We start from the raw sequence: 18,362 nt of genomic DNA, 5'->3' as shown, positions 1-18,362 counted from the left end.
AAAAAACAGGAGCCGATGGCTCCTGTTTTTTTGACTGCATGTTCTTCACTAGATCATCAGGGCAAAGGTTCCGGCCCAGACTAAAACAATCACCGAAATGCCCATAAAGAAATATTTCACGTTTCATCGCTCCGCGTATCTTGTGGTACGCATTTAAAAACAGAGTCCACCTGATTATAGAGAACTGAAATCCGGTCAAAACGGAAATGAGAATTTTCCCGTTACGCCGTTAACTCCAGCTCAGAATTCTGTGCTTTCCTGTTGCCAGACGGCGCTAATGTACGCCTAAAAATGAGGGGTGACAAGAGTCATTTTTTTAAATAATTTCCGTCACTTACGAGTGTCGTGGAACGGCGACAGTTTGATTTCGCCGCGCAATAAATTCATTTTGGGCGATGCAATGAAAGATGGTTTTTCAGCGGGAAGACAGGTGATTGAAAAGGTTAGTTTCTTAGCAAAACTAACCTTCATGATGGGCTTAGATATAGAGCGAGGCTTCGCCAAGAGGGCGGGTTTTGAAACGACGATGCATCCACAGATACTGCTCTGGCGCACGCATGATTTCAGTTTCGATGACTTTATTGATAAACGCTGCGGCTTCGCACTCGTTTTCCGGATAGTTAGCCATTTCAGGGGAGATGTGCAGACGATAGCCTGATTTATCTGCTTTTCGCACCATCGTCACGGTCAGCATGGAGGCGCCAGACAGACGCGAAATGACAAAGGTGCCGTTAGTCGTCGCAACGTCTTTCACCGCAAAGAAGGGCGCAAAGCTGCTGCCTTTACGGCCATAATCCTGATCGGGCGCAAACCAGACGGCCTCTCCTTTCTTGAGAGCACCGACCATACCGCGCAGGTTATTACGGCTGATCATCGCCTTATTGGAACGCATGCGGCCTCGCGTCTGCACCCACTCCATCAGCGCACTGTTGTGCGGTCTGTAGGTTGCCATCATTGGCTGACAAAGCCCCATCACGCGGCCACCCAGCTCCAGCGACATAAAGTGAACGCCGACAACCATCACGCCGCGTTTTTGCATCTGCGCGCGTTTAAGGTTATCCAGTCCTTCCACATCAAACCACTTGCGGACACGCTCATCCGGCCAGAACCAGGCCATGCCGGTTTCAAGCAGCGCCATGCCGATAGACTTGAAGTTTTCAGCGATGAGTTTCTCGCGCTCTTCGGCATTGTACTGCGGAAAACAAAGCTCAATATTTTTACGCGCGATCGATTCGCGACGTTTCAGGAAACAGCGGGATGTGCTGCCGAGTCTTGAGCCCAGTATGCGGATCACCGGGTAAGGAAGCTGTACCAGCAACCACAGTACGCCAAGACCAAACCATGTAAACCAGTAACGCGGGTGCAAAAATGCGCGTTTGAAATTGGATTGAGACAAAATAGAGAAACCTATGTAGAGCCGGTGAAAGTAACGCAAAGTGCGATACCACGTGCCTATTAGACCGTAGTACAAGGTCATGGTTGCAGGCTTTACCGATCTTTACGGCGTTACCTGGCCATAGCTGACATTGGGTGGGCGGCATAATGTAGCACCGTTATACGATATGTGCTATTACTCGTTTTTGATTAAAAAAGCGGCAGTCTGGAAGGTGCTTGATTTTACAGATTTTATAATCATTAGTGGAAAGAGCATGCCGTCTGCTTGGGCTGGAGAGGTAGGCATCTTCTGATGAAGGTGTGAATGGGCAAAAAGAGCGGCGTGTTTATTCGTGACAGATAACTCACTTAAGAAATTTATTTATCGCTTCCAAATTGGTGGATAAGAAAATCCCGTGTGAAATTTCTCATGTATTATTTATATAATCAATAATTCAGTGTGCTTTCATTATTTATAAATATCTTATTTTAATCGTTCTGTAATAACGTATTACAGTCCATTCATGATTTTTGGACTCACCATATTGATGAAAATCAATATAAGGTGTTTTCCTTGACGTCCATCTGTCTGCAATCATTTTTTCGATACATATATTCGGTTTGCATACCAAAAGCAGTGTCTTTTTCTAAGATGGCAGAGTAATTTGCCATAATTATTCAGTGTAAAATTCTTAAGGAATTTCTTATTTCAGGTAAAAGATCTGTGTATTTGATTTTATGTCGATCATTATTCTAATATTGCGCATCAAGAACGACACCGTGAAGTTTGCGTAGCGAAACAATGAGGGATGATGAGATGGCTGACAGTTTTCAGAATGAGGTGCCTAAGGCACGTATTAACCTGAAGCTTGACCTGCATACGGGCGGGGCAAGCAAGAAAATGGAATTACCACTGAAATTACTGGTTACGGGGGATTTTAGTAATGGGCAGGAGTCTGCTTCAATATCTGAGCGTGAAAAAGTTAACATCACCAAAAATAATTTTGATAGCGTTCTTTCCGAATATTCCCCAAAACTTAATCTAACCGTTAAAAATACGCTGTCTGATGATGGCGGCGAGGACAATATTCAACTGACTTTCCAGAGCATGAAAGATTTCACGCCAGAGCAGGTGGCTGCTCAGATACCGCAGTTGAAGGCGATGCTGGCGATGCGCAACTTGCTTCGCGATCTGAAGGCCAACCTGTTGGATAACCAGACTTTCCGGAAAGAACTGGAAAAAATCGTTCTGGACCAGTCGCTTAGTGCTGAGTTGCGAAATGAACTTTCAGCACTGGCATCAAAAAAACCTTAACCATCGCGCTGTTATAACGGATTAATCAAGGAATGCTCATGTCTGTACAAAATGAAAATACTGCGGGTGGTGAAAGCGTGGTGTGGGCATACGTTTGTGATGAACGTTTCCTTCTCACACACGATTAGTCCCAGCGCTTTGAGCGGCCAGGGACGGATTAAAGAGCTAATGGATGCTTTGCCACCGGACGAGCGACAAAAAGCATTAGAACTCCTACTGGCAGCCAAAGAGAGCCAGTGAACGGCTCGCCGGGAGTAACTAAAATTTTCCCGGCTTCGGTTCATTAAATTTCAGTTGCTTAAGCGAAAAATATGTATAAGAATCAGTTTGTTAACTTTGAAGTGTGTCGTTAGTTATCATGAAAAATCGCACCTAAAATTTTATATCTATTTACTATCAATAGCTTAATTAAAGTGATGACGATGTTGGAGTAAAGCTGAACTGAAAAAAGCTGAAATTCTTTTCACTCTTTTCAGTTCCCTGCTCGCTGTATATCCCCAGTTGTGGCGCGGTCTGGCGCTATCATTTGCAAATAATCCCAGCTGAAAAATTTTTGCGATCTGAAAACCGCAGGCGGGTGCGGTGTAGTGCGATTTTGTTGAGGATGCAGATTTGTTTACGCGTCTGAACGGTGTAAGATAGAGGTAAGTAATAATACCTATGCTTCTACCATTTACTAATTAAGGATAGGGATGTCGTACTTATATAAATACAGAACGATGAATGAATATCATCTCTCAGCTCTTAAAAACGATGAAATATGGTTCTCGTTGGGAAGTGAATTTAATGATCCTTTTGATTGCACTTTGAATGTACCTGTCAATATTGTGACGGGTGCTTCTATGTTAGAATTTATTAAGCAAAGAACATCTGCTTATAAGTTATTGGAACTAGGTGCTATTACTCATGATAATATTAATAATCTGGCGATGAAGTATATTAATGACATACAGGGGTTAGTTGATGAAGGCCGGATGGATAAACATCCTTTATCAATTATTCTTAATGTGGTTCTTGCTTCTTTGCAGCGAAGTTTCGTATGTTGTTTCTCAAAAAATGCGACGAATCCATTATTATGGTCTCATTATGCTGATAGCCATGCAGGGTTTTGTATAAGATTCCAAAAAGAAAACTTAGTTAGGAGTCTTAAACCACGGTTGATTGGCGATGTTGTTTATAGTGATTCTCCTGTTGATTTATTTTCAGCGTTTAATGACACTGTCAATGTTGCATCAGATATTATTTATAGGAAGTCATTGTGCTGGGAATATGAAGATGAAGTAAGGTTTATTCATAATGATTTTTCGGAAAATAAAGATGATTTTAGTAAAGTAGAAAACTATTCAAAGGATAGTGTTGATTGTATAATTTTAGGTTATAATTTTGATATGTCGAAATTGAGTGAATTAAAGGAAATAGTCAATTCAGATTCTGTCATATATAAAAAAATAGTAAGAAGTCGGGATAGTTATAAACTTTTCATCTCTCCTGAGAGATTGTGATTTGTTTGGGGTGTGATATGAATTTGAATATTGATAAATTTACAGCCATCGCATTGAATGTTGCTAATAAAGTACCATTTATTTTCCCCAAGGTTTTTTCAATTAATGCAAAGGATTATCATTCTGAAAGCGATTATATACGTGAGAAGAAAAATGAAAAGCCTAATATTTATTATGTTTCACTATTTGAGACACCATTCAAATGGAACGCTATTTCTTTTTCTATGCTGATGGATAGTGATGAATTAACAAAACTAAAAAAATGGCAAGAAAAACGCTCTCGTTTTAATTCGACAAAAACAAATGTTAACATACAACCAAAATCATTTGATCAAGAAAATGGGTGGATAAATATTGGGTTGGTACAAATAAATAAAAGAGGAATGTTGGATGACTTACATCCAATATTTCTCGAAAATGATTGTTTTGATGGCGTTTATATTACACTGACAAAATATTCAGCGGGCCTATCTTTTGTGACATTCTACATAGCCCTGAAAGAGTCATTAACTCAAAGCATTTCAAATGTTCCTGTATCTAAATTAGAATATTATGTTAAATTAACACATCTCAATGTTTATTCGAGGAAGTGTTCAAGTGTTATCATGAAGGATTATTTTCATCACTCAGAAGATATTTTATTTGGTAATATAAATAATATACAAAAAGATGCGCTTAATCTTCTCAAAAAGTTAATGAAAGAAATTAAGATAAAAAAATCCAGCCATGAATTATGTTGCTTCTATGACATGGTTATTGAACAAAATACTCCATATTTTGATGGGTGTGCTCGAAATTTGAGAAAACACAATGTTATTTTATCTAGGCGTCGCAAGTTCGTTAATGCTGAACTTAGCAAGGACAAGTTTAAGTCATTTATTGGTAAGTCTGCTCATAAAATTAAAGATGTGGATTGGATATATTTGAGGGTTAAGCCTAGGGAAATCCGACCTGCGAACAGAAAACGTGAGCAGAGATATATTTCGAACTCAGGAACTCATTTGTCATTAGCTCCCTTTTTACTTATGAATGAGAAAGTTAATAAAATTAGTGGTTATTTAAATAACTTAAAACTACATAACAAAAATCAATCTCTTGAAGTTATGCATAAACATTTATATACAATATCATATGAATTAAAATTAATCTCTGCTTGGCTGTTATCAGCAAGAAAAAATATGAGTTCACATGTCCCAAAAGAATACTCGGAAACCGTGGATAGAATTATTAAAATAAACATTAATCGTGTTGGCGAATTAAACGGAATTGTAAATGGGGTTTATTCTCTTTCAGAAAATAGAATCCAAATAAAAAATATAATGTATAATAAGAGATATTCATCTCTTGTTTTTTTATTGGTCATTGTTCAAATTATTTTGGCTGCAATGACGATTGATTTAAACAAAAAAGATGCATGGTATTATCCAGTAGTGAATATATTAAAGGAATACGTAAAATAAAAACATATTAATATTTTACGTTATATGCTCTGTGTACCTTTGAAGCATTTTTCTTCGCAGGTCTAAATATTGTGCATGATTGTAAGTGCCTCGAATAGAGTTCTTATCAACATGCGCAAGCTGCATTTCAATCCATGCACTTTCAAAGCCATGTTCATGCAAGATTGTGCTCATGGTATGCCTAAAACCATGTCCAGTTAAGCGCCCATGATACCCAAGCAACTTGATCACTTTGTTAATACTAGCTTCGCTCATAGGTTTTCTCACATCGTTTCTGCCAGGGAATACGAGAGTGTAATGTCCTGTAATGGCATGGAGCTTTTTTAGAATATCGATCGCCTGAGTTGATAGCGGCACCAGATGCGGACGACGTTTCTTCATTCGTTCTTTGGGGATCTCCCACAAGGCATTATCTAAATTAAATTCTGCCCATTCCGCTGCACGTAGCTCAATTGTTCGCACACCTGTCAGCATCAGCAGTTGCGTGGCGTATTTGGTCACTAAACTACCCTGATAGTTATCCAGAGCCTTGACGAACTCGGGCAACTCGCTTTCAGTTAGGAACGGGAAGTGTTGAGTTTTAGGTTTGCTGAGTGCGATAGCTAAATCGGGTGCAAAATTATACTTTGCTCTACCAGTGGCAACAGCATAACGAAGCACTTCTCCGCAGCGGCGGCGGATCTTGCTGGTTTGCTCTAACGCACCTCTTTTCTCTATTTTTTGAAGGACGGTTAGCAGCTCTAGTGGTTCAATTTGCTCAATTGGGCGCTGGCCGATAAAAGGAAAAATATCCTTTTCCATACAATTGAGAACTTCTTTTGCATACCCCTCTGACCAGATGGCTTTTTTCGATGAATGCCATTCTCTTGCTACTGATTCAAAGCTGTTTTCATACGCGAATTGCAAAGCAATTTTATCTGCTTTTCTGGCTTCACTTGGGTTGATCCCTCTGGCTAACATCGAACGCGCTTCATCACGTTTAGCGCGTGCTTGTGCCAATGACACATCGCTATATACGCCGAAGGAAATCATCTTCGGTTTTCCTGCAAAGCGATAGCGGAAACGCCAGCCTTTACTGCCCGTTGTGTCGATGAGGAGTGATAGTCCCATACCATCGTTAAGTGTATAGGGTTTGTCCTTCGGTTTTGCTCGTTTTATTTGAATGTCAGATAGCAGCATGTGTATAGAAAAAAAATCGAACTCAGTTATACGCAAAGATGTATAGATTCCATTAGAAATAATGGCACTTTGCTGGACAAACAAAAGGAGGTGATAGCAGTTAAAACAGTGAGTTATGGGGTTAATTAGACTTAGTGAGAAGTGATAATGGTGTCCCCTGCAGGAATCGAACCTGCAACTAGCCCTTAGGAGGGGCTCGTTATATCCATTTAACTAAGGGGACGAGGCGGCACGAGTATAGCCTTATTTACACTTTGCGTTAAGCGCATCGCCGCCTGATTGCTCAAAGAGTCACCATTCAGGTCGATTTTTTTGTCGATTTATCATCATTTTCCCGAGCCTTAAGCTCAGCTTTGCGTTTGTTCGACATGTCGTTACGGATTTGGGCATGGCTTAACAGCGCGAAGATAAACGTTCCGCCGCAGATATTTCCCGCCAGCGTCGGAAGGGCGAATGGCCAGAAAAAATCGCTCCAGTGAAGCGTGCCGTTAAAGACCAGATAGAGGATTTCCACGGTACCGACCACAATATGCGTGGTGTCTGCCAGCGCAATCAGCCAGGTCATTAGTATGATCACCACGATTTTAGCGCTCCCCGCTGAAGGAAACATCCAGACCATCGTGGCGATAATCCAGCCAGAGATGATGGCATTTGAGAACATCTCGACCGGGGTGTTTTTCATCACATCCATGCCAATTTTCACAAACGCATCCCGGGTGGGTTCATCAAAGATCGGCATATATTCAAACGCCCATGCCGCGATGCCCGTGCCGATAATATTACCCAGCAGAACCACGCTCCACAGACGCATCAATAAACCGAAATTGCCGAGGGTGGGGTTTTGCATCACCGGCAGTACGGCGGTCACCGTGTTTTCGGTAAACAGCTGCTGGCGGGCCATGATGACAATAATAAAGCCGAAGGTGTAGCCGAGGTTCTCCAGTAAAAATCCGCCGGGTACCCCTTCCAGCTGCACATGAAATATCCCTTTTGCGAGTAGTGAAGCGCCCATTGATAGCCCGGCAGCGATGGCTGACCAGAAGAGAGCCATCGCATCGCGCTCCATCTCCTTTTCGCCATCCTGGCGGATATGCTCGTGGATGGCCATCGCGCGGGAGGGGAGGCGATCTTCATCAATTTCTATCTTCTCGCCGCGTGCTTTCTCCTCGCTTTCAATTTCAATATCCTCACTGTTCTCGCCAATTTTTTCTTCGCCCACGTCTTTCATATTTGCTCCCGGAGGTTGAACTTTCTGTTAAGCGTAGCGGCTTTTATCGGGATGCCTGTGGGGATGCTCTTAAATTGGCGGGAATGACAACAAAGGTGATACATCTCTTTCAAAGTCATTATAAAATTGGCAGCGAAACGAATTCCAAAAGCCAGGCTATGCTGAGATCAGAGTCACGGTGGTTACTGCCCGTAATTGTGCTCATAGACATCGGTAAACGTGCTGTTACAATCGCTTGCACGTTTACAGACGGAGCGTCAACGGCTCCGTTACGGATGGCAATCAACGATAGCCATACTGAACAGGGAGATATTTATGAAACTTCGGCTGTCGGCGCTTGCGCTTGGCGCGACGATGCTTGTGGGCTGCGCCAGCTCCGGTGAGCAAACGGGACGCTCCGATCCTCTCGAAGGATTTAACCGCTCAATGTATAGCTTCAACTACAACGTACTGGACCCGTATGTGGTTCGTCCGGTGGCAGTAGCATGGCGCGATTATGTTCCACAACCCGCGCGTAACGGATTAAGCAACTTTACCAGCAACCTTGAAGAACCTGCGGTAATGGTGAACTACTTCCTGCAGGGCGACCCGTATCAGGGGATGGTCCACTTTACCCGCTTCTTCCTGAACTCCATTCTGGGGATGGGGGGCTTTATTGATGTTGCAGGTATGGCTAACCCGAAACTGCAGCGTGAACAGCCGCACCGTTTCGGTAGTACGCTGGGGCATTATGGCGTTGGTTACGGCCCTTACGTTCATCTGCCGTTCTATGGCAGCTTCACCGTGCGTGATGACGGCGGTGATATGGTCGATACGCTGTATCCGGTTCTGTCGTGGCTGACCTGGCCGCTGTCGGTGGGTAAATGGACGGTGGAAGGGATTGAAACCCGCGCGCAACTGCTCGACTCTGATGGTCTGCTGCGCCAGTCTTCTGACCCGTACATTATGGTGCGTGAAGCGTACTTCCAGAATCATGACTTTATCGCCAACGGCGGTAAGCTAAAGCCGGAAGAGAATCCAAACGCGAAGGCGATCGAAAACGAACTAAAAGATATCGATTCGGAGTAAATAAAAAAGGTGAGCGATGCTCACCTTTTTTGATTCTAATGCGATTAGAACGCGTAGTTGAAGTTCGTACCGAACAGCCAGGCTTTACCTTCAGAGGTAAACTCGTACGGACCTTCCTTGAACGTCACTTTCTGACCGTGCATATAAGATACGCCCGCATCGATGGAGGCATTTTCGTTGAGCGCATAGGTCGCACCAGCACTTAACCAGAAGCGGTCCTGATCCGGAATGGAAATGGAACGTTTGTCTGCCGGAACCGGGCTGTCGTCAAATGCGATACCGGAGCGGAAAGTCCAGTTTTTATCGTAGTAGTAGGTGGTACCCAACGCAATACGATAGGCGTCGTGGAAGCTCTCATCCTTATAGAACAGCGTTTGACCATTATTGCCGGTCGCTTTCAGCTCCTGGAACTGGCTCCAGCTGGTATAGGCCAGACTGTAGTGAATAGCCCATTGTGGTGCAACGCGGTTGTAACCGGATACTTCCCACATTTCAGGTAAATGCAGTGACAGTGAACCTGGAACGGTCTGGTTGGACGTTCCCCAAGGAATGGTGGTGCCCGCACCTGGAACCAGATTGTTCACAGGCTTCAGGATGCCGCTCTTGTAATCGCCGTCGAAGTCAATTTTCACTTCGGAACGATAGGTCAGACCCCAGCGGTTGTTTTTGTCCAACTCGTACAGGATACCGGCGTTCCAGCCATAGCCCCACTCATCGCCTTCAAGACTGGCAATTTTATTGCTGTTTTTTGGCAGGCGAGCAGTCTGTTCCCCGGAATAACGTTCGATTTTGGCATCGGCATAGACGGCATCAAAGCCCAGACCAAAACTCCAGTTATCGTTCAGGCGATACGCACCGCTAAGGTTGAGGTTCAGCGTAGTAAGGTCTGTTTTACCGCCGTATTCGCCTGCCGGGTAGTTGTTATTGAACTCGGTAGCAAGGCCGTAGTTAGACGTTACGGAAGCACCCCAGCCAAACTGTTCATTGATAGGCGCAACGAAGTGCAGGTTCGGGATCCACGCTGTTGGGGCAATATTGTCCGCTTTAAGGCTAGCACCTGAAGGCGACTTGCCGGAAATATTGACATCAGGATCGATATACACCGCACCAGCAGAGAAGGTCGGACGATCAAACATCATGATCAATGCAGGGTTACGACTCGCGTTACCTGCATCATCAGCAATAGCGCCTTCCCCGGAATACGCACGGCCAAGGCCAGAGGAAGAAAATTCGTTTAACTGAAAGCCCGCTGACCATGCGGAAGTGGAGACGAGTGCCACTGCGACTGCCAGCGCAGTCTTGTTGAACAGGGTTTTCTGGCTCATGACCATAACCTCATTGAGTTATTTTTATTCAATAATTGTTACATACCGTAACAGGAGCGCGAAGTGTAGGGTCTGAGGTATGACAGACAAATCAGACCAGTGGCCAGAGTATAGGTCTGACCAGCCGGAATGTTGCAAGTTTGTTTATTAATATTTTCAAACATGTTTCGTGAAACGAGATCTGGTTGGCAAAATTGTGACCATCGCGACTCACCCAAAAGGGCGGTTTTTGTTTTAGATCATTTTTTAGTGTGATATTGGTCACTTATCCGATTTTGCGCCATTAACGGCTGGAGAGAGCCCGCGCCGGGGCGTAAAATAGCAGCATCGTGTTTATCTCGCGCGCTGCGCGAATACAGAGGAAATTGAGCTATGAGTAAATGCAGTGCTGATGAAACCCCGGTTTGCTGCTGTATGGATGTTGGGACCATCATGGACAACACCGATTGCACCGCCTCTTACAGCCGTGTATTCACCAACCGTGCCGAAGCGGAAGAGACCCTGACCGCGTTGAGCAAGCGTGCGCGTGATGTTGAATCCGATCCGTGTGAAATCAAGTCTACCTTTACCGAAGTGGAAGGCGGCGTGAAGCTGGACATCGACTTTGTCTTCGCCTGTGAAGCAGAAACGCTGATTTTCCAGTTAGGCCTGCGTTAATCTCTGCGGCCTGATACCCTCACCCCGACCCTCTCCCACGGGAGAGGGTGCAAACACTAAAAACGGTAACCTACGGGTTACCGTTTTGCTTTTACCTTGCGCACCCGGCAACAAAACCGCACAAATGCCTCTGCCATGCAGGGGCATTTTCTTTTTCTTCTCTGTGCCTTAGCTCGCACTTTTTCGTTTCCCCGATTGGCTGAATGTAAAAAAATGGTTAAGACTATTATCAGGTCAGACCACTTTGTGTTTGAGAAAATTTTTTACAGGGGAGTGTTATGAGTCAGGCATTACCGCTTATTACCCGTCAGGGCGATCGCATTGCCATAGTCAGTGGATTGCGCACGCCATTTGCGCGTCAGGCAACGGCGTTTCATGGCATACCGGCCGTCGACCTGGGGAAAATGGTAGTGGGGGAGATGCTGGCTCGCAGCGAAATTCCGCCTGAGGTCATCGAACAACTGGTATTCGGTCAGGTTGTGCAGATGCCGGAAGCGCCCAATATTGCGCGGGAAATCGTCCTCGGTACCGGGATGAACGTGCATACCGATGCCTACAGCGTCAGCCGCGCCTGCGCAACCAGTTTCCAGGCCGTGGCTAACGTCGCGGAAAGTCTGATGGCAGGCACTATTCGCGCCGGGATTGCGGGTGGGGCGGACTCCTCTTCAGTGCTGCCGATTGGGGTCAGTAAAAAACTGGCGCGCATCCTGGTGGATGCCAATAAAGCCCGCACGATGGGTCAGAAACTCAAACTCTTCTCGCGTTTACGCCTGCGCGACCTCATGCCTGTACCACCTGCCGTCGCGGAATACTCCACTGGTCTGCGCATGGGCGATACCGCCGAGCAGATGGCTAAAACGTATGGCATTACCCGTGAACAGCAGGATGCCCTGGCGCATCGTTCACATCAGCTTGCGGCAAAAGCCTGGTCGGAAGGCAAGCTAACCGACGAGGTCATGACCGCCTATATTCCCCCTTACCGTGAACCATTAGCGGAAGATAACAATATTCGCGGCACCTCGACGCTGGCAGATTATGCCAAACTGCGCCCTGCGTTTGACCGCAAACATGGCACGGTGACGGCGGCGAACAGTACGCCGCTTACCGATGGCGCCGCCGCCGTCATCCTGATGACCGAATCCCGAGCAAAAGAACTTGGCCTTACACCCCTGGGCTATTTACGCAGCTACGCCTTCACCGCCATTGATGTCTGGCAGGACATGTTGTTAGGTCCTGCGTGGTCCACGCCGCTGGCGCTGGAGCGCGCGGGACTGACGCTGGCTGATTTAACTCTGATTGATATGCACGAAGCGTTTGCCGCGCAAACCCTGGCAAATGTCCAACTGCTGGCAAGCGAGCGTTTCGCGCGCGATGTGCTGGGCCGCGCCCATGCCACAGGCGAAGTGGATCAGAGTAAATTCAACGTGCTGGGCGGCTCTATCGCCTACGGCCATCCATTTGCCGCCACAGGGGCGAGGATGATCACGCAAACATTACATGAACTCCGTCGCCGTGGCGGCGGGTTTGGCCTCGTTACCGCCTGTGCGGCGGGTGGCCTTGGCGCAGCAATGGTTCTGGAGGCTGAATAATGGATATGCTATCTGCATTTAATCTGACGGTTCGCCTCGATAACGTGGCCGTTATCACTATTGATGTGCCTGATGAAAAGATGAATACCCTGAAGGCCGAATTTGGTGTTCAGGTGCGCGCGATGCTAAAGCAGATCCGCGACAACAAAGCCATTCGTGGTCTGGTGTTTATCTCTGCCAAGCCGGATAACTTTATCGCCGGGGCCGATATCAACATGATTGCCCGGGCGCAAAGCGCTCTGGAAGCCGAAGAGCTGGCGCGTCAGGGCCAGCAGGTGATGGCGGAGATCAACGGCCTGCCGATCCCGGTCATTGCTGCGATCCACGGTGCCTGTCTGGGCGGTGGACTTGAGCTGGCGCTGGCCTGTCACAGCCGGATTTGTACTGACGATGCGAAAACCATTTTGGGTCTGCCTGAAGTGCAGCTGGGCCTGCTGCCTGGTTCCGGCGGAACGCAACGACTGCCGCGCCTGGTGGGCGTCAGCACGGCGCTGGAGATGATCTTAACCGGTAAACAGCTGCGCGCCCGTCAGGCGTTGAAAGCCGGTCTGGTCGATGACGTCGTGCCGCAGTCCATTTTGCTGGAGGCCGCCGTTGAGCTTGCGCTGAAAGGGCGTCAGGCAAAACGTCCTCTGCCGGTACGTGAGCGCGTGCTGGCCGGGCCACTGGGGAGAACGCTCCTGTTCAACATGGTGGGCAAAAAGACCGAACAAAAAACCAAAGGCAATTACCCGGCGGCAAAGCGGATCCTCGAAGTGATCGAAACCGGGCTGTCGCAGGGAAGCAGCAGCGGTTATGCCGCGGAGGCCAAAGCCTTTGGCGAACTGGCGATGACGCCGCAGTCGCAGGCGCTGCGCAGCATCTTCTTCGCCAGCACGGACGTGAAAAAAGATCCCGGCAGTGAGGCTGAACCTGCGCCGCTGCGTGCCATTGGCGTACTGGGTGGGGGACTCATGGGCGGCGGTATCGCTTTTGTTACCGCCAGCAAAGGCAAATTACCTGTACGAATCAAAGACATTAATCCTAAGGGGATCAACCACGCGCTGCAGTACAGCTGGCAGAACCTTGATCAAAAGGTCAAACGCCGCCATATCAAGGCAAGCGAGCGCGATAAGACCCTGGCGATGATCTCAGGCACGACGGATTACAGCGGTTTTGCGCACCGTGATCTGGTGATTGAAGCCGTGTTTGAGGATCTGGCGCTTAAGCAGCAGATGGTGGCAGACGTTGAGCAACATTGCGCCCCGCATACCATTTTTGCCTCCAATACGTCGTCATTACCGATTGGTGATATCGCGGCGAAAGCCGTGCGTCCGGAGCAGGTGATCGGACTGCACTTCTTTAGCCCGGTCGAAAAAATGCCGCTGGTGGAAGTTATTCCACACGCGACCACCAGTCCGCAAGCTATTGCCACGGTAGTTAAGCTTGCGAAGAAGCAGGGTAAAACGCCGATCGTGGTAGAAGACAAAGCCGGCTTCTACGTCAACCGCATTCTGGCTCCCTACATTAATGAAGCAATGCGGTTGCTGACGGAAGGGGAGAAAATCGAACACATCGACGAAGCACTGGTAAAGTTTGGTTTCCCCGTTGGACCAATCCAACTTTTGGATGAGGTGGGAATAGATACCGGCACTAAAATTATACCAGTGCTGGAAGCGGCATATGGCGATCGTTTTAGCCCACCTGCAAACATTGTTTCTGCGATTTTGAAGGACGATCGCAAAGGCAGAAAAAATGAACGCGGTTTCTATCTTTATGGCGCGAAAGGGCGTAAAAGCAGGAAACAGGTCGACCCTTCGGTTTATGGACTTATTTCGACCACCGGTCAGGGAAAACTGTCCGCCGTTCAGTGTGCTGAGCGCTGCGTGATGATGATGCTCAATGAAGCGGCGCGCTGCTTTGGTGAACAGGTGATCAGGAGCGCACGCGATGGTGACATCGGCGCGGTATTTGGCATTGGTTTCCCGCCGTTCCTTGGCGGTCCGTTCCGTTACATGGATATGCTCGGCGCGGGTGAAGTGGCTGCTATCCTGCAACGTCTGGCTTCGCAATATGGTCCACGGTTTACACCGTGTGACGAATTATTGCAGATGGCGGAACGCGGCCAGACATTTTGGCCTGCAAGGGAAACTGTCCTCGTAAGCTGAGGTCAAAGAAGGGTAAATCCTGAAGTGAATGAACCTGTTCTGGCGATTTTGTAAACAAAGATTGACTATACTTACGCCATTGAGGTAAAAAACAGCGTTTCATTCACCGAATGGATCAGGCACAATGCCCGACCATCGGGTTTTCTACCTCTCAGCATTTATCGCGGGTAGTTAACGCCGGTGATTCTGGTTAACAAAAGCGGTGCAATATGCAAGTTTTTATCATGCGTCACGGCGACGCGGCACTCGATGCCGCCAGTGACTCAGTACGTCCTTTGACCGTCTGTGGCTGCGACGAATCTCGTCTGATGGCGACCTGGCTTAACGGTCAAAAAGTGGACATCGAACGCGTTCTGGTGAGTCCGTTCCTGCGTGCAGAACAGACGCTGGATGTGGTAGGGGAGTGTATGAACCTGCCATCCAGTGTGGATGTTCTCCCTGAACTCACCCCGTGTGGCGATGTCGGCCTTGTCAGCGCTTATCTTCAGGCGCTGTGCAATGAAGGTGTCGCTTCCGCGCTGGTCATTTCCCACCTGCCACTGGTTGGCTATCTGGTATCTGAGCTGTGCCCGGGCGAGACCCCGCCGATGTTCACGACATCCGCCATTGCCAATGTTTCTCTCGACGAAACGGGCAAAGGTGTCTTCAACTGGCAAATGAGTCCGTGCAACCTGAAGATGGCAAAAGCGATCTGACGTGACGTGCGATATGGCGGGGTGCAATGTGCTTCCCGCCATTCTGTCAGGGCAACTCTGGCGGCTGCCACTCTTCCACTTCAATCAACACCAGCAATGCGGCATCTCCGCCGTACTCTTTGGGTGCCTGATGAAAAGCCATCACGTGTGGATGCTGAGCCAGCCACAGCGGCGTCTGTTGCTTGAGGATATGTTTACCGTGACCATGCATCACGCAGGCGCAGAAAACATGTTCACGGCGACAGGCAGCAATCAACGCCCCCAGCTCCTGTTTCGCCTGCATCTGCGTTAAACCGTGGAGATCGAGAAACAGCTCCGGCGAATAATCCCCGCGACGTAACTTTTTCAGTTCAAAATGGCTAACGTCTTCGCGGACGTACTTCACCGCCCCCTGCGTATTGAGCAGCGGCTGAAATTCATCTGAAAAATAGTGGCTGTTATCCGCCTGCTCCTGCAGAAGTCGTTTGACCGGTACTTCGCTGATTTTTTTACGCTGCGGACGATGGACAATGGTGTCCTGCGTGATTTTACGCGTCCCGGTCATTAGCTGTCGGAAGAGCGTCTGATCCTCCTCACTGAGCGATGTTTTCTTTTTCATTCGTCATTCTCATCTCGTATTTCCGATAGTGTACCCGACTAAACGCATTTTTTAACCTCAAGCGAGACGCGTCATTGCTGATTTATCGCCGTCTTCATGGCAAACTAGCCGCCGAAAATTATGCGAGCATGCCCTGGAGGAAAGAGTGGATAAAATATTTGTCGATGAAGCAGTAAACGAGCTGCATACCATACAGGACATGTTGCGCTGGTCGGTTAGCCGCTTCAGCGCCGCCAATATCTGGTACGGTCACGGTACCGATAACCCGTGGGATGAAGCCGTGCAGCTGGTGCTGCCGTCCCTCTACCTGCCGCTGGATATTCCGGAAGACATGCGTACCGCGCGCCTGACCTCCAGCGAAAAACACCGTATCGTGGAGCGCGTGATCCGCCGCGTGAACGAGCGTATCCCGGTCGCTTATCTGACCAACAAAGCCTGGTTCTGTGGCCACGAATTTTATGTTGATGAACGCGTGCTGGTGCCGCGCTCGCCGATTGGCGAGCTGATTAACAACCACTTTGAAGGCCTGATCGGCCATCAGCCGCAGCACATTCTGGATATGTGTACCGGCAGCGGCTGTATTGCCATCGCCTGCGCGTACGCCTTCCCGGAAGCGGAAGTGGACGCCGTTGATATCTCCACCGACGCGCTGGCCGTGACCGAGCACAATATTGAAGAGCACGGCCTGATCCATCACGTTACGCCAATTCGCTCCGATCTGTTCCGCGATCTGCCGACGCTGCAGTACGATCTGATCGTCACCAACCCGCCGTACGTCGATGCGGAAGACATGTCCGATCTGCCGAACGAATATCGCCACGAGCCGGAGCTGGGTCTGGCGTCAGGATCTGACGGCCTGAAGCTGACGCGCCGCATTCTGGCCTGCGCGCCGGATTATCTGACCGACGACGGCGTTCTGATTTGTGAAGTGGGCAACAGCATGGTACATCTGATAGAGCAGTACCCGGATGTGCCGTTCACCTGGCTTGAGTTCGACAACGGCGGTGACGGCGTCTTTATGCTGACCAAAGCGCAGCTGCTCGACGCGCGCGAACACTTCAGCATCTATAAAGATTAATCCAGCGGGCTTCGGCCCGTTTCACAACGCTCAAACACAAACAACAACATCGGAGCCGTGATGGCAGGAAACAGTATTGGACAGGTATTCCGCGTGACCACCTTTGGGGAATCACACGGGCTGGCGCTGGGCTGTATCGTTGATGGCGTACCGCCAGGCATCGAACTGACCGAAGCCGATTTACAGCACGACCTCGACCGTCGTCGTCCGGGCACCTCTCGCTACACCACGCAGCGTCGCGAGCCGGACCAGGTAAAAATTCTCTCCGGGGTCTTTGAAGGCCGCACCACCGGAACCAGCATTGGTCTGCTGATCGAAAACACCGATCAGCGTTCCCAGGACTACGGCGCCATCAAAGACGTCTTCCGTCCGGGCCACGCCGACTATACCTACGAACAAAAGTACGGCTTCCGCGACTATCGCGGCGGCGGACGTTCTTCCGCGCGTGAAACCGCGATGCGCGTAGCGGCAGGGGCGATTGCTAAGAAATACCTGCAGCAGAAATTTGGCATCGTCATTCGCGGCTGCCTGACCCAGATGGGCGACATTCCGCTGGCGATCAAAGACTGGGAACAGGTCGAGCAAAACCCGTTCTTCTGCGCCGATGCTGACAAACTTGACGCGTTGGACGAACTGATGCGCGGCCTGAAAAAAGAGGGCGACTCCATTGGAGCGAAAGTCACCGTGGTGGCCGACGGCGTCCCGGCTGGCTGGGGCGAGCCGGTATTCGACCGTCTCGACGCCGACATTGCCCACGCGCTGATGAGCATCAACGCGGTGAAGGGCGTAGAGATTGGCGACGGCTTTGACGTGGTTCAGCTTCGCGGCAGTCAGAACCGCGACGAAATCACAAAGGCGGGCTTCCAGAGCAACCATGCGGGCGGCATTCTGGGCGGTATTAGCAGCGGGCAGCAGATTGTTGCCAACATCGCGCTGAAGCCGACCTCCAGCATCACCGTGCCGGGCCACACGATTAACCGCGATGGCGAAGAAGTTGAGATGATCACCAAAGGACGTCACGATCCGTGCGTGGGGATCCGCGCGGTGCCGATCGCAGAAGCGATGCTGGCGATCGTGCTGATGGATCACTTCCTGCGCCAGCGCGCGCAGAATGCGGATGTGACGACGACCATTCCACGCTGGTAAA

The 18,362-nt window shown here is 48.7% G+C and carries 16 protein-coding genes and 1 tRNA gene; 10 read left to right on the top strand and 7 right to left on the bottom strand.

Annotation, left to right across the window (positions count from 1 at the left end; translation table 11 throughout):
• Positions 1 to 48 precede the first annotated feature (48 nt).
• Positions 49 to 120 (bottom strand): membrane protein YpdK, encoded by a 72-nt coding sequence (ypdK, locus tag FU672_RS04840; protein ID WP_099458937.1) that lies wholly within the window; start codon positions 118 to 120, stop codon positions 49 to 51.
• Positions 121 to 478: 358 nt separating this feature from the next.
• Positions 479 to 1,399: a kdo(2)-lipid IV(A) palmitoleoyltransferase gene (gene lpxP, locus FU672_RS04835; RefSeq protein WP_187360782.1), complete on the bottom strand. Its 921-nt coding sequence runs from the start codon at positions 1,397 to 1,399 to the stop codon at positions 479 to 481.
• 792 nt (positions 1,400 to 2,191) lie between these two features.
• Here lpxP and tssB point away from each other — a divergent pair.
• From tssB to FU672_RS04815, 3 genes are all read left to right on the top strand, one after another.
• A complete protein-coding gene (gene tssB, locus FU672_RS04830) occupies positions 2,192 to 2,689 on the top strand; it encodes a type VI secretion system contractile sheath small subunit (protein ID WP_148242364.1) in 498 nt (165 codons plus the stop codon).
• A 692-nt stretch (positions 2,690 to 3,381) separates the two neighbouring features.
• Positions 3,382 to 4,191, top strand: a complete 810-nt coding sequence (locus tag FU672_RS04820; RefSeq protein WP_148242362.1) for a DUF2971 domain-containing protein — start codon at positions 3,382 to 3,384, stop codon at positions 4,189 to 4,191.
• Between the two features lie 17 nt (positions 4,192 to 4,208).
• Positions 4,209 to 5,651, top strand: a complete 1,443-nt coding sequence (locus FU672_RS04815; protein ID WP_148242361.1) for a hypothetical protein — start codon at positions 4,209 to 4,211, stop codon at positions 5,649 to 5,651.
• Positions 5,652 to 5,666: 15 nt separating this feature from the next.
• On the opposite strand, the gene FU672_RS04810 is transcribed toward FU672_RS04815, so the two are convergent.
• From FU672_RS04810 to FU672_RS04800, 3 genes are all read right to left on the bottom strand, one after another.
• Positions 5,667 to 6,830: a tyrosine-type recombinase/integrase gene (locus tag FU672_RS04810; RefSeq protein ID WP_148242498.1), complete on the bottom strand. Its 1,164-nt coding sequence runs from the start codon at positions 6,828 to 6,830 to the stop codon at positions 5,667 to 5,669.
• A gap of 148 nt (positions 6,831 to 6,978) precedes the next feature.
• Positions 6,979 to 7,053 (bottom strand) — tRNA-Arg (locus FU672_RS04805).
• Positions 7,054 to 7,128: 75 nt separating this feature from the next.
• A complete protein-coding gene (locus FU672_RS04800; protein ID WP_148242360.1) occupies positions 7,129 to 8,058 on the bottom strand; it encodes a formate/nitrite transporter family protein in 930 nt (309 codons plus the stop codon).
• 315 nt (positions 8,059 to 8,373) lie between these two features.
• Between FU672_RS04800 and mlaA the strand changes: the two genes are divergently transcribed.
• Positions 8,374 to 9,126, top strand: a complete 753-nt coding sequence (gene mlaA / locus FU672_RS04795; RefSeq protein WP_023336447.1) for a phospholipid-binding lipoprotein MlaA — start codon at positions 8,374 to 8,376, stop codon at positions 9,124 to 9,126.
• Positions 9,127 to 9,170: 44 nt separating this feature from the next.
• Here the strand turns inward: mlaA and fadL are convergent, their stop codons facing one another.
• Positions 9,171 to 10,451, bottom strand: a complete 1,281-nt coding sequence (gene fadL, locus FU672_RS04790; RefSeq protein ID WP_148242359.1) for a long-chain fatty acid transporter FadL — start codon at positions 10,449 to 10,451, stop codon at positions 9,171 to 9,173.
• Positions 10,452 to 10,823: 372 nt separating this feature from the next.
• Between fadL and FU672_RS04785 the strand changes: the two genes are divergently transcribed.
• The 4 genes from FU672_RS04785 (at position 10,824) to sixA (ending at position 15,539) form a co-directional block, all read left to right on the top strand.
• A complete protein-coding gene (locus tag FU672_RS04785; RefSeq protein ID WP_024907659.1) occupies positions 10,824 to 11,108 on the top strand; it encodes a YfcZ/YiiS family protein in 285 nt (94 codons plus the stop codon).
• Positions 11,109 to 11,386: 278 nt separating this feature from the next.
• Positions 11,387 to 12,697, top strand: a complete 1,311-nt coding sequence (gene fadI / locus FU672_RS04780) for an acetyl-CoA C-acyltransferase FadI (RefSeq protein ID WP_148242358.1) — start codon at positions 11,387 to 11,389, stop codon at positions 12,695 to 12,697.
• Positions 12,697 to 14,844 carry a fatty acid oxidation complex subunit alpha FadJ gene (gene fadJ, locus FU672_RS04775; RefSeq protein ID WP_148242357.1) on the top strand — a complete coding sequence of 716 codons (2,148 nt, stop codon included), beginning with the start codon at positions 12,697 to 12,699 and terminating at the stop codon, positions 14,842 to 14,844. Before fadI ends, fadJ begins: the two co-directional genes overlap by 1 nt.
• Before the next feature lie 209 nt (positions 14,845 to 15,053).
• Complete coding sequence (gene sixA, locus FU672_RS04770; RefSeq protein ID WP_045330962.1) at positions 15,054 to 15,539, top strand: phosphohistidine phosphatase SixA; 486 nt, start codon at positions 15,054 to 15,056, stop codon at positions 15,537 to 15,539.
• Between the two features lie 46 nt (positions 15,540 to 15,585).
• On the opposite strand, the gene smrB is transcribed toward sixA, so the two are convergent.
• Complete coding sequence (gene smrB, locus FU672_RS04765) at positions 15,586 to 16,137, bottom strand: endonuclease SmrB (RefSeq protein WP_042718983.1); 552 nt, start codon at positions 16,135 to 16,137, stop codon at positions 15,586 to 15,588.
• A gap of 145 nt (positions 16,138 to 16,282) precedes the next feature.
• Between smrB and prmB the strand changes: the two genes are divergently transcribed.
• Complete coding sequence (gene prmB, locus FU672_RS04760; protein WP_008502612.1) at positions 16,283 to 17,215, top strand: 50S ribosomal protein L3 N(5)-glutamine methyltransferase; 933 nt, start codon at positions 16,283 to 16,285, stop codon at positions 17,213 to 17,215.
• A gap of 60 nt (positions 17,216 to 17,275) precedes the next feature.
• A complete protein-coding gene (gene aroC, locus FU672_RS04755; RefSeq protein ID WP_148242356.1) occupies positions 17,276 to 18,361 on the top strand; it encodes a chorismate synthase in 1,086 nt (361 codons plus the stop codon).
• Position 18,362: the final 1 nt, after the last annotated feature.

This window comes from Enterobacter asburiae (assembly GCF_008080435.1).
GTDB classification, from domain to species: domain Bacteria; phylum Pseudomonadota; class Gammaproteobacteria; order Enterobacterales; family Enterobacteriaceae; genus Enterobacter; species Enterobacter asburiae_C.
The sequence above is the reverse complement of the archived record's forward strand: the minus strand, read 5'-3'. Positions and strand labels throughout refer to the sequence as shown.

Excerpts from the sequence above, each read along its gene's own strand:
- tssB (WP_148242364.1), top strand. The coding sequence starts at position 2,192 with ATGGCTGACAGTTTTCAGAATGAGGTGCCTAAGGCACGTATTAACCTG.
- FU672_RS04820 (WP_148242362.1), top strand. The coding sequence starts at position 3,382 with ATGTCGTACTTATATAAATACAGAACGATGAATGAATATCATCTCTCA.
- FU672_RS04815 (WP_148242361.1), top strand. The coding sequence starts at position 4,209 with ATGAATTTGAATATTGATAAATTTACAGCCATCGCATTGAATGTTGCT.
- FU672_RS04810 (WP_148242498.1), bottom strand. The coding sequence starts at position 6,830 with ATGCTGCTATCTGACATTCAAATAAAACGAGCAAAACCGAAGGACAAA.
- FU672_RS04800 (WP_148242360.1), bottom strand. The coding sequence starts at position 8,058 with ATGAAAGACGTGGGCGAAGAAAAAATTGGCGAGAACAGTGAGGATATT.
- mlaA (WP_023336447.1), top strand. The coding sequence starts at position 8,374 with ATGAAACTTCGGCTGTCGGCGCTTGCGCTTGGCGCGACGATGCTTGTG.
- fadL (WP_148242359.1), bottom strand. The coding sequence starts at position 10,451 with ATGAGCCAGAAAACCCTGTTCAACAAGACTGCGCTGGCAGTCGCAGTG.
- FU672_RS04785 (WP_024907659.1), top strand. The coding sequence starts at position 10,824 with ATGAGTAAATGCAGTGCTGATGAAACCCCGGTTTGCTGCTGTATGGAT.
- fadI (WP_148242358.1), top strand. The coding sequence starts at position 11,387 with ATGAGTCAGGCATTACCGCTTATTACCCGTCAGGGCGATCGCATTGCC.
- fadJ (WP_148242357.1), top strand. The coding sequence starts at position 12,697 with ATGGATATGCTATCTGCATTTAATCTGACGGTTCGCCTCGATAACGTG.
- sixA (WP_045330962.1), top strand. The coding sequence starts at position 15,054 with ATGCAAGTTTTTATCATGCGTCACGGCGACGCGGCACTCGATGCCGCC.
- smrB (WP_042718983.1), bottom strand. The coding sequence starts at position 16,137 with ATGAAAAAGAAAACATCGCTCAGTGAGGAGGATCAGACGCTCTTCCGA.
- aroC (WP_148242356.1), top strand. The coding sequence starts at position 17,276 with ATGGCAGGAAACAGTATTGGACAGGTATTCCGCGTGACCACCTTTGGG.